At 67.8% G+C, this 10,888-nt stretch carries 10 protein-coding genes and 1 pseudogene; 5 read left to right on the top strand and 6 right to left on the bottom strand.

Annotation, left to right across the window (positions count from 1 at the left end):
• A partial coding sequence (locus tag VIM26_RS26930; RefSeq protein ID WP_331956413.1) for a YhjD/YihY/BrkB family envelope integrity protein occupies nt 1-523 on the top strand: 523 nt, incomplete at its 5' end.
• Here the strand turns inward: VIM26_RS26930 and VIM26_RS27270 are convergent.
• From VIM26_RS27270 to VIM26_RS26920, 3 genes are all read right to left on the bottom strand, one after another.
• Nucleotides 420-968: a cation:proton antiporter gene (locus tag VIM26_RS27270; RefSeq protein WP_414696599.1), complete on the bottom strand. Its 549-nt coding sequence runs from the start codon at nt 966-968 to the stop codon at nt 420-422. The genes VIM26_RS26930 and VIM26_RS27270 overlap by 104 nt on opposite strands.
• 741 nt (nt 969-1,709) lie before the next feature.
• Nucleotides 1,710-1,979: a hypothetical protein gene (locus VIM26_RS26925; protein WP_331956412.1), complete on the bottom strand. Its 270-nt coding sequence runs from the start codon at nt 1,977-1,979 to the stop codon at nt 1,710-1,712.
• A 539-nt stretch (nt 1,980-2,518) separates the two neighbouring features.
• Nucleotides 2,519-3,271, bottom strand: coding sequence for a GAF and ANTAR domain-containing protein (locus tag VIM26_RS26920; RefSeq protein WP_331956411.1), 753 nt, complete (start codon nt 3,269-3,271; stop codon nt 2,519-2,521).
• Between the two features lie 1,034 nt (nt 3,272-4,305).
• Here VIM26_RS26920 and VIM26_RS26915 point away from each other — a divergent pair.
• The 4 genes from VIM26_RS26915 (at nt 4,306) to VIM26_RS26900 (ending at nt 8,709) form a co-directional block, all read left to right on the top strand.
• Nucleotides 4,306-5,955, top strand: coding sequence for a phospholipase D family protein (locus tag VIM26_RS26915; RefSeq protein ID WP_331956410.1), 1,650 nt, complete (start codon nt 4,306-4,308; stop codon nt 5,953-5,955).
• A 66-nt stretch (nt 5,956-6,021) separates the two neighbouring features.
• Nucleotides 6,022-6,837, top strand: a complete 816-nt coding sequence (locus VIM26_RS26910) for a DUF1206 domain-containing protein (RefSeq protein ID WP_331956409.1) — start codon at nt 6,022-6,024, stop codon at nt 6,835-6,837.
• A 678-nt stretch (nt 6,838-7,515) separates the two neighbouring features.
• Nucleotides 7,516-7,716, top strand: coding sequence for a GPGG-motif small membrane protein (locus VIM26_RS26905; protein WP_331956408.1), 201 nt, complete (start codon nt 7,516-7,518; stop codon nt 7,714-7,716).
• Between the two features lie 504 nt (nt 7,717-8,220).
• Nucleotides 8,221-8,709 carry a hypothetical protein gene (locus VIM26_RS26900; RefSeq protein ID WP_331956407.1) on the top strand — a complete coding sequence of 163 codons (489 nt, stop codon included), beginning with the start codon at nt 8,221-8,223 and terminating at the stop codon, nt 8,707-8,709.
• 209 nt (nt 8,710-8,918) lie between these two features.
• Here the strand turns inward: VIM26_RS26900 and VIM26_RS26895 are convergent.
• The 3 genes and pseudogenes from VIM26_RS26895 to VIM26_RS26885 form a co-directional block, all read right to left on the bottom strand.
• Nucleotides 8,919-9,095 (bottom strand): annotated as a pseudogene (locus VIM26_RS26895) (IS1380 family transposase); the annotation flags it as partial.
• Nucleotides 9,092-10,075, bottom strand: coding sequence for a tyrosine-type recombinase/integrase (locus VIM26_RS26890; protein ID WP_331956414.1), 984 nt, complete (start codon nt 10,073-10,075; stop codon nt 9,092-9,094). The gene VIM26_RS26890 and the pseudogene VIM26_RS26895, both read right to left, overlap by 4 nt.
• Before the next feature lie 234 nt (nt 10,076-10,309).
• A partial coding sequence (locus VIM26_RS26885) for a M48 family metalloprotease (protein ID WP_331956406.1) occupies nt 10,310-10,888 on the bottom strand: 579 nt, incomplete at its 5' end.

Here is a 10,888-nt window from a genome sequence, read left to right as displayed (position 1 = left end):
AATGTTTGACGTGCGCGGCGCGGGCGGGAATGCCGTCCACGGCAAGCTTCGGGAACTGGCCGGGTTCGCCGGGATGGCAATGGCTGTGCTCGTCTCGGCTGTGCTGAGCATCGCCGTGACGACGGCCGCGGGCTGGCTACTCGCGCTCGTGGGCCTGAGCGACACCGCTGGCATTGTCGTCCGCATCCTCGGGATCGCAGTCGCTTTCGTCGTGGACGCAGCGAGCTTCGCCCTCGTCGTCGTCGTCCTGGCCGGCCTGCATCCGTCCGGACGTGATCTGCGGCGCGGTGCCGCGATCGCGGCAATGGGCATCGGCGCCGTCCGGGTCCTCGGCACCGGCGTCGTGGCCAGTAGTGCGGGGAGCAATGCTCTGCTCGCCTCGTTCGCGGTGCTGGTCACCTTGTTGATCTGGATCAACCTCATCGCCCGGATCGTGCTCCTTGCCGCCGCATGGACAGCCAACCCCCGGACCGCTCGCGAACCCGATGAGGAGTCGCGCCGTCTCGGGGGAGTATCTGGGTAGCTTTCGGTTCAGCCAGCCCAGGTGGGATACACACTTTGAACGACGGCATCGCCTGTCGCGGCGACCAGTCTCTCCGCAGGGGCCAGCAGCACCGACCGCTCGGGCCGGGCGAGAGAGAACATCGACCACGACCCTGCGGCCGGGACGTCACCAGCCCACTGTCCAACGCCATCCAACAGATCTCCGCCGCATGCAGGTCCCGGCCCAGCACATGGAGGCTGAAGGCGAAGGCCTCCGCGAACGGCGCCAGGAACGACGCCTGGCCGATCGTGACGCTGGGTTTCCAGTGCTTGCGCAGGCTGATCGGGTCGATCTCCGCCCCGGCCAGGAACGCCAACACGGCCGAGCCCAGCATCGCCAGAAGCCCGGTGATCGGCGTCTGATATACGAGATGCTCATGCCCGGAGGGGTCGGCCACGACCGCACCGACCATTATCTCGACCACCGCCACCGCGACCCCGGGCAAACCGGTGTGCGGGGCTGTCGCCAGACCGTGGTCTGGCTAGACTGGCGAACCTGGTGATGGATCCCGCCGAGACCGGCCCCTGGGCCGTGGCTGACTGACTGCCCTGGGCTGATGGTTTCTGCCCTTACTGACCATAGGCAGGTGAGTCGTGTGGGACAACCGGATCCTGGTGCTGGTCCGCCACGGTGAGAGCACCGCTCGATGCCCCCTTCCGCGCACACCGCAGCCGCCGGGATCGCCTGCGAAGGCGGCATATGATCGCGGCACCCGGGTCTGCCCGCTCGGCGGACCAGACCGAGCTCGCCGTCACATGCGCTGCGTCGACCACGACCTCCCCGCCGGCGGCAACGCCCGGTCGAGCTCTCAGGGATTCCACGACCCTCAGGCGCGACCACGTCCTACACGCTGGTGACGAGGGCCTCCAGCGTGCAACACCTGGACGATTCTCCGGCGTCACCGCTGGCGGGGAGCTCCCACATCGAACCGGAAGACGTGTCGACGGCCTCGCACGGCGGTAGCGGCCCCATCGGCAACCTCACCGCTCTCCCCCTGAGCGGTCCCAGGATCTGGGTGTTGCGGCGAACCCGTGGGGGCCCACCATGAACGTCGGCGCCGACCCCCGCAGGCATAGCCATCTCGTCGGTCAGGGTTGAGGGCCTGGTGCCGGAGTGCTTTGACCACGTGTCCTGGCGACGAGCGCGTCATGCATCGACGACCTGCCTATCGCCACAACACGGTCGTCGTTGACTGCCATCGTGAAGCAATGAATTGACGAGGACGGGCGGGGTCGGGCTCCTGTTGGCGCGCTGGTGAGGCCCGAAGACCAGCCACGATCTGGTCGACAAGGTCGACGACCTCAGCCTGGTCATGGCCGCTGCGGAACTTCGTGGCTTGGAAGTTCTTGTTGAGGACCGCCAATGTCAGCGACCATCGCACTCCGCGATGGTGCTCATCCAGGGCGATGCCCGCCCGCTCGAGGAAGGCGTCCACCTGATCGACCGCGTAGCCGGTTCGGAACCTCGTACGGGTGAGTGCTCTCCGGGCGGATCGAAGCCGAGCACTGTCAACAACTGGCCCGGTTCTGGCGCGACGAGGGAGAAACGCGGTCTCACGTGTCCTCCCGAAGTCCGGTCGACGCTGCCAGGTCGGCAGACGCGAATCCGCGAATCGACGCACCTCACCAGCATGTCTGTGCAGCGACACCGTGTTGGTGACGAACCGCGCTGCCTCGAACGGGCTCTTGGGTTGCGCGGATTCTTCAGCGCTACTTGGAGCGGTCAGGTCGCAGAGGGCTGGCCGCTGCCGCCTGGTTGTCGGGGTCTGGGTCGGGTACTGAGGTGGAGATGAGGGCTCGGCGCACTGTGAACGTGCCGATGGCCAGGGCCTGGGCGATCTCGGTGAAGCTCGACCCGGATTCGCGAAGCTGGTGAGCGTCGCCGAGGTGGGCGGGCTGACGTCGGAGGGTTTGGCCTCCGCGCCGTCCATGATTCGTGGCGTCCACGTTTTGGATGCTCGAGTCTCGCGGAGGCTCAGACCCGGAAGTGGTGCCCGTTCGTGGGTGGCTTCTCGCTGACCGCGGTGGTGATGTCGGCGGCTACGGCGCCGAGGGTGACCTTGCGGTCCCGCGAAGCGGCAGCCAGCAGAGCGGATGCCACATCGGGGTCGCACTGGTACTGGCTCATGACGATCCCGATCGCCTGGTCGATGACGGTTCGTGAGGCTACGGCGGCGCGCAGTTGTGCGGTGATCTCAATGTCGTGGGCCAAGCGCAGGGTCAGGCTCAGGACCCTCGATACCTCGTCGGCGAAGCGTCGCACTTCGCTCTGCTCGCTGGGACCGAACGCGTACGCGTGCCGGGAGTACAGGTTCAGGACGCCAACGCAGTGGTTCCGGGCGTCTAGCGGCACCGACAGCGCGGACCGCACCCCCAGAGCGAGAGCGCGGAGACGGTACTCGCTGAAGGTTTCGCCTCGGGTGAGGTCCTCGATCAGGACGATCTCCCGGACGCGCATCGCGGTCAGGGACGGTCCCGCGTGGTGGCTGTACTGCGCCTGGTCGTACCGGGCGGCTCGTGCGTCGCTGTAAGCGAGTGTGGCCGGGCGGCCGTTCCGCGAGAGCGTGACCGCGGCCGATACATCACCACCGACGACGGCGACGGCGGAGTTGACGATCTCGGTGAGGAAGTCCTCGACGACCTCCGTGGAAAAGAACAGATCCTCAAGTTCCCTGGCCGCGCGGCGCGCCGCCCGGTTCGAGGGATGAGCCCAGTCATAGCCGAACATGGTCGCCAGTCTGTCCCGGGGCGCGAACCCCCGTATCGAGCGTGTGCCGGTCACGGCGCGTCCTACCGCGAGTGCTCAAGATCTCCGACACCACGATCTTCGCACCAATAGCCCGTCGCCAGGCTTGAAGAGCACGTCATCGACCCAAGCGCGTGCCGCACGGCGAGGCCGTCCCACGCTCCGACCCATCGAGCCGCTCGGCGGTATCAGGCGTGACGTCGTAGGAGTCTGGGTCGATGACACCTGCCGGCGTTCAGCGGGCGCCGGTCGACGAGTCGGGAGTTCGCAGGTGGCGGGATCGCGTCGTGTATGGATGTCTGTTGCCGAGGAGCCCCCAGCGCTCGAATACGACGGGTTCGGCGTGGGGTGGTCCCCTCTCGGGGAGATCCCAACGTCGCAGACAGAAGTCCTCAAGGAGCTCAGGCGCCAGCGCGAAGGCCGGCGACCCTCGTCCTCGGCGGTGCAGTTCTATCTCGACGTGGACGACGTGGACGACGTGGTCGACCACGAGGCGCTGCCTGCGCGATTCAGGTTTGGGCTCGACGCGATCGGTTACGGCAGCCCCGTCAGGGTCATCGGGGCGAAGATTGCGCGCCGGGGCCCGGGGGGACCGGCGTCCGCCCGAGGCTACGGCGAGCGAGGCGTGCGGGTAGCAGTCGACGAGGTCGGTAGCGGCGGCATACCCGACAGTCGAGTCCAGCCGTCCCGCCACGACCACCGTCGGGCCCGCGTAAGCCGGCGCGTGATCGGGGGTGAGCGCCCACCGTTCGCCGATTCGCTCGAGCCCTGCGTGGTCGACAAGCGCCGCCGGGGGCCTGTCAAGGCCCCCGGCTGGAGTGACGGAACGTTCGTACCGTTCGAGCATCTCCGGGGTTTTGGATCACGAAGTAGTTCCGGAAGACGTGGTCACCGCTCTCACCCCCCGATCCAGCGACGACGCGGTGCTCCGGGACGTCGCGCAGACCTGGCAACAATGGACAGACCGGAGTCTGCAACGTTCGAGCCAGGCGAATCCCGGGTGCCACAATTCATGCATGCGTCCTGAAGTGGCCGGCTCTCCCTGTGACCCGCTCGATCAGGCCGCGCCCGAGGACCCGACGATCCGCTCGTGGTTCCTTGGCGAGCACGAGCGGGCGAACCGGGCGACGAACCTGCGGGCCTTCACCACCGGGAACCAGGTCGTACCGCTGGTGGACGGGCGGACCTACTTCACCCGGTTGTGTGCCGCTCTGACGTCCACCCAGGCGGGCGACCACGTGTACTTCCTCGATTTCCGGGGCGACATGGACGAGCGCCTCGACGGTCCGGGAACCGAGGTCGGCGACGTTCTCGGCGGGGCGGCGCGCCGAGGCGTCAGCGTGTTCGGCCTGCTCTGGCGCTCCCACCCCCTACTGATGCAGAAGTCCGAGAAGGCCAACGCCGAGTTCGTGCGGAAGCTCAGTGCGGACGGCGGGCAGGTTTTCCTCGATGCACGCACCCGCCAACTGGGCACCCACCACCAGAAGCTTGTCGTGATCCGCCATCCGGATTCCCCGGCGCGCGACGTCGCGTTCGTCGGCGGAATCGACCTCGGCTATGGCCGCAACGACGACTCCACGCACGCCGGCGATCCCCAGGTCGCGGAGTTTCCCGAAGCCTACGGATCCCGGCCGCCATGGCACGACATTCAGGCCGAGGTGCGAGGGCCTGCGATCCACGACCTCGAGCACACATTTCGCGAGCGCTGGTACGACAGCAACGTCCCCGACCGGCCGAGCCCGGTCCGCGCGTTGTACGGCCGCGTGTACCACCACCGTGTCAAGACCGCGCGCGTCCTGCCGATGCCGGTGCCCGACGTCCCGGCCCGCCCGGGCGGTGCCGCCGTGCAGGTCCTGCGCACCTACCCGGCACGCTTTCGGCGCTACCCCTTCGCCCCGCACGGGGAGCGAAGCATCGCCCATGCCTACAAGAAGGCGTTCGCGCGAGCCCGCCGCCTCGTCTACCTGGAGGACCAGTACCTCTGGTCGCGCCCGGTGTCCAACATGATCGCCGCGGCGCTGCGGATGAATCCCGACCTGCACGTGATCGTGGTCGTGCCGCGGCATCCCGACACCGACGGTCCGACCACCCGGGTTCCCGCGGTCCTCGCGCGGCAGGACCTGATGCGTGCCTGTGCGGCCGCCGGTGGCGAGCGGTTCGCCGTGTACGAGCTGGAGAACCGCGCCAACACGCCGGTGTACGTGCACGCCAAGGTCGTCGTCATCGACGACGTGTGGGCGATGGTGGGCTCGGACAACCTCAACCGCCGCTCGTGGAGTCACGACAGCGAGCTGTCGATCGCGGTCCTCGACTCAGGCAAGGACCGGCGGGAACCTCACGATCCGGCAGGGCTCGGAGATGGGGCGCGGACCTTTGCCCGGGACCTGCGCCTTCGGCTTTGGCGTGAGCACCTCGACCGCGACGCGGACGATGTCGCTGACCTGCTGGACCCGGACGAGGCCTTCGCGGCGTTCCGGGACCAGGCCGAGGCGCTCGGCGCCTGGCACGAGGGCGGCGGTTCGGGGCCGCAACCGCCGGGACGCGTACTCGTGCACCGGCCTGGCAACATCTCGGCCGTCCGACGCCTCTGGGCGGAGCCGTTGTACCGGCTCGTCTACGACCCGGACGGGCGCCCCTGGCGGGACCGGCTCCGGGGCAGGCTCTGACACGCCTGGACGTTTCGGCGATAGGTTTGGTGATGCAGTGTCAGTACCGAGGCAGAGGACCGTGCGATGACGACGAAGGCCAGTGGCAAGGCCGAACAGGCCGGGGACAGTGCGCCGCTCGAGGCGATGGCCCGCGTCGGGTTGATCGCCTACGCCATCGTCCACCTCCTGATCGGTTGGCTGGCGCTGCAGATCGCCTGGGGCGCCGCGGCCACCAGTGCCGACACTTCCGGGGCAATGAGTACGCTGGCCGATCAGCCGTTCGGCAGGATCCTGCTCTGGTTGGTTGCGGTGGGGCTGGTAGCGCTCGCGCTCTGGCAGGCCAGCGCGGCCATGTGGGGATATCGCAACCGCCGAGGCGCCAAGCGGGTCCGCAAGCGGGTCACCAGCTGGGCCAAGGCCGCGATCTACGCCGCGCTGGGGGCCAGTGCGGCGTCGGTCGCGCTCGGCTCGGGTTCGTCGAGCGCGCAGTCCCAGCAGAAGACCACCTCGGGCGTGCTCGCGTTGCCCGGCGGCCAGGCGATCGTCGCGGTCGCAGGGCTCATCATCGTCGTCGTCGGCGTGGCCTTGGTGGTCAAGGGTGCGAGGAAGTCCTTCGACGAGGAGATCGACTTTTCGTCGATGTCCCCGAGCACCCGCGAGAGCGTGGCGCGCCTGGGTCAGGTCGGATACATCGCCAAGGGGATTGCGCTAGGCGTGGTTGGGGGTCTGCTCACCTACGTGGCATTGACCCTCGACCGCCAGAAGGCGCAGGGGCTGGACGGCGCGCTGCAGACGATCCTGGCTCAGCCGTTCGGGAAGTTTCTGCTCACCGCGGTGGCCCTGGGATTCGTCGCGTTCGGCCTGTTCGCGATCCTCCAATCGCGGTACCGGGCGATGTAGCACGGGCTCGGCACCCGCCGCAAAAGGCGTCCATGAGAACGCAAACTTTCTGATGCGGAGCCCGTCCGCCATGCCCTTGCTTGCGTCGATCGGTCCCCTCCTTGTGCTCGCTCGTCGTCGGATGTCTGGAGGCAGGCCACGTGCCTCGCACGCGCCTAACGCAATGCACGGGCCAGAGGCAGTGACGGGATGAGTTAAGGTTCGTCGCACCGACCGCGCGTGGAACCGAGCGTTCCGCGCGGGTCGGCTCGCCGTTCCCTCCAAGCAGGGGGAGGCGGGAGCGGCGTCACCAATGAGCCGTGGCTGCAAGTTCGGAAAAGAGCTGGCAGCCCCGGCGCTGCTGGTGCCAGCGACGTCTTGAGCGGGGAGACGCAAGCGCTGCGGCACGAGGTCGATAAGCGGCTCCGCCACGGTGCGACCCATCTCAACGTGAGGGTCGACTCGACTACCCCACCTTCCACGCCCGGGCCACCACCGCGGGGGTCGAGACCAACTCCCCATCCCGCATCGGGCGACCCCGATCCCCTACGGCGACTTCGAGGTCACCGGACTCGAGGCCCTCACCGGCACCGGGACCCGGCCGTTGACGCCGTCCATGTTCGATGACGGGCAGCTGGTCCCGTGGCGGACGGTCCGAACCCGGCGCGAGATCGTGACCGAATTCGGGGATCTGACTCGATGCGGTATGTTTCCTGTCACAGGGGGCACGCCGTAGAAACAATGGAAGGTTGCTCCTTGGTTACACTTTTGTGGATCGTCGCCGTCATTTTGGTCATTTCCGGCATCGTCGCAATTCTGCGGAAACAACTTTTGTGGGGCGCTGTCCTCATTGTCGTCGGGCTGCTCGTCGGCCCAGGCGGAGTGAGCATCTTCACCTGAGGAAGATCACGCGCTGGCGACAAACTCGATCCCGACGGCAGGTCCGAACGTCTCGAGTAGGAACTGCAACGCCGGGCACGGGCCCAGCAAGGTGAGCCCACCGCCGCGAGCCCGCAACGCCATGTCGGTCGTGGATGAGCAGGCTAGGCTCAACTCGATCGCGAGCGAAGGTATCGCCGCGATGCCGATTGTGGGACGTGGAGCGTTGCGTGCGCCGGGGGTCCTCTCGGAACTGTCCTTCACGGCAAGCCTCCGGCTGTGTGAGACCTTCGTTGGCGAGTAGCTGGTCAGACGGCTTGGGGTCGCCAGGGATTGCTGGCCGTGATTTGAATGAGGGCGCCGAGTCCACCGACATCGTCTTTCGCGGTGGTGGCGATGTAGTTGCGCAGGGCAGCGAAGTGTTCGGCTGCGCTCCAGAAAGTCGCAACCCGGTAGAGTGGCCGTTCCGTATGGGGCGCATCTCGGTTTGTGACCAAGTGCTCACGCGCTGAATCGAGCTAACAGTTGGTCAACCCTCTGGAGGTCGACGTGGATAATGCAACCGTGATATGGACCATCGTGGCAGTTTTTGTGCTGGTGGCGATCGTGGCGACGGTCTTGATCCGCTCTCGGAGCCGGAGCCGGGTCGAGAGGAAGCGCACCGTGGCCCGTGAGATTCGCGAGCGAGCAGATAGCGACCGGATAGGGATTCAGCGCCGCGAGGCCGAAGCGGCCAAGGTGGATGCCGCTGCCAGGATGGCTCAGGCCGAGGCAGACGCCAGCGCAGCTGATGCAGCGCGGCTGCAGACGCGGGCTCGGGAGCGTTCGGAGCACGCGCGGGGAGAGCGCTCTGAGCTCAACGAACAATTGCGCACGGCCGACGAGATCGACCCCGATGCCCCCAACGCCCCGGGACGCGACGACAACGTCGCCGACGATCGAGGCGGGCGAACGACCCGCGACGGGCTCGGGCGAGGCTCGGCGCGCGACGGCTGGGATCGGCCGCACGGCTGATATGTAGTCGCATTCTGTCAAGGGCGTGGTGAATCGGCCTTCCGGATGGGTTCCGGGAGGCCGATTCGGTTGCCGGCCTTCGCGTGCTTGGGCGGGCCCGCTGCGTGTCTTGGCGACGCGCGGTCAGGCTGATATGCGCGGGCTGGTTACCGGCTGGTTACCGCAGGACTGGCTGTTCGGCTGGACCGTGGTTGCGTAGTCCCGCCCAGGACCCGGTCCATGGCGCCGTGGCGCAGCACGCCGGGGTCGATGCTGTCGGCTCCGGCTGCCATCCCCGCTACGAGGGAGCAGACCTTCAACGAGGCATTGGCGCCCTTGTCGATCGGCGCGCTCAGCCAGGTGTCGGCGAGCCGGGCCAGGCCAGCTCGCCGGGCGATCCCCCTCACGGCTTCTCGCTGGCGAAATGGAACCCTCGACAAGTCCATTTTCGCAGGTCGAAAGCGCATTCTCGCGCTCCCCACGCCCGGTAGATGTCGGCGGTGATGGTGACCGAGCGGTGGCCGAGCGTGTCCGCGATGTCCTCGAGTCGTACCCCGGCATCGGACATGAGGCTCGCTGCGGCGTGCCTGAGTAGATGAGGGTGCATGTGCCCCAACCCGGCCTTGGTCGCGACGATCTGCAGGGCTTGTCGGACGTTCGAGGGGTGCAGGGAGCTCCCGACGTTGGTGGTGAACACCAGCCTGTCGGGGTTCGACCACTTCTCGCCCGCAGCCAGTCGCTCTCGCGCTTGGAATCGCTTCTGGTCTACCCGTGCAAGGGTGCGCCAATTGGACGCGGTTTTCGGTTTCGTGAGCGACAGGGTCTTTCCCGCAGTGCGGCGCAGGCTCGGCTCCACGGTCAGTGTCGGGGGAGTGGAGTCCAGGTCGACGGCGTCCCATTGCAGTCCGGCGGCTTCGCCAGGGCGAAGTCCAAGCAGTAGGGACACGATGAACAGGCCGGCGAGGCGGTGGGTGCGGGCCGCAGCCAGGAGCGCGCGGGCCTCGTCGGGCGTGATGCTCCCACGGGTGCGGACGGGACCGCGTACCGGCTCGACGATCGCGGCGACGTTGCGGATGACCACGCCGCGCCGTTCGCCGAACCGCAGGATTCGTCGGGCCATGTTCAACGTCAGGCTCATGGTGCGAGCCGAGTATCCGTGGGCCGCCATGGCCTGGAGGACGTCTTCGATGTCGTTGGGGCGCAGGGCGACGACCTTGCGGTTACCGAAGGCGGGGAGCAGGTGGCGGTCGACGATTCCCTGGTATTCCTCCCGGGTGTTCTCGCTGAGCTCCACGGTCAGGCCGGGGTCGAAGAATTGGCGTGCGAGGTCAGCGAACGTCGTGGAGCGTTCGGCGACGTCGTGGCCGGCCTCATGCTGCGCGCGCAGTGCGTCGAGCTTGGTGCGGACCTCGGTGCGGGTGCGACCGGACGTTCGTCGGCACCGGGTCTGAGCGTGGCTGGGGTGCCTGGGGGGCAGGGGTTCGAAGAATGCGAATAGTTCGTTTTCCGAAAGTGAACGCGCAGGTCAGATCATGCGTTTGGCGATCAGGGGGTCGCACAGAGAAGGTGCCCGAGCGGATCTTCCACGGCCGAGAGCCGAGGAGATACTTGCTCCGGTGTATCAGGTCTCTGGTGAAGTCAGGGCGATGCTGGTCCTCATGACGTGTTCGAACAGGTGCTCGGTGTCGTGCTGGATTTCCCCGGACGCGAGCAGGGTCGCCGCGAGCAGGGCGAGGACGCCAAGCACGAGTCCGCGCCGTGGCTGGGGGGCGGGTTCCAGGAGTGCCTGCACGCGCGCCACGGTGGTGGGTCCGGTGATCGCGAGCACGGCTGGGGCGCAGGTGTCGCGGCGGTCGCCCGAGCGTGCTCGGCTGTTCAGACTGGTGCGGGCCAGCGCCGCCGCCACAGTCTTTCGGTCGCCGACGGTCGCGGCGGCGATCTCGTCGGCCCACCGTTCGCTGGCGTAGTGGACGCCTCGCGCCACGGGGCGCAGCAGAGGGTTGACCGCCGCGGCGAGATCAGCCGCCAGCCGGTAGAGGTGGTGATGATGCGCTAGGTGGGCGCTCTCGTGAGTCAGGACGGCGCGACGCTCGGCCGGTGGCAGCGATTGCAGCAGCAGGCGAGAGGCGACGATCCGCCCGCCCCCGGCCGGAACGGCGAACGCCTCGATCGCGTCGTCGTCGATGACGACGAGCTGTCC

The sequence above is a fragment of the Pengzhenrongella sp. genome, assembly GCF_036565025.1.
In the GTDB taxonomy this organism is placed as follows: domain Bacteria; phylum Actinomycetota; class Actinomycetes; order Actinomycetales; family Cellulomonadaceae; genus Pengzhenrongella.
The sequence above is the reverse complement of the archived record's forward strand: the minus strand, read 5'-3'. Positions and strand labels throughout refer to the sequence as shown.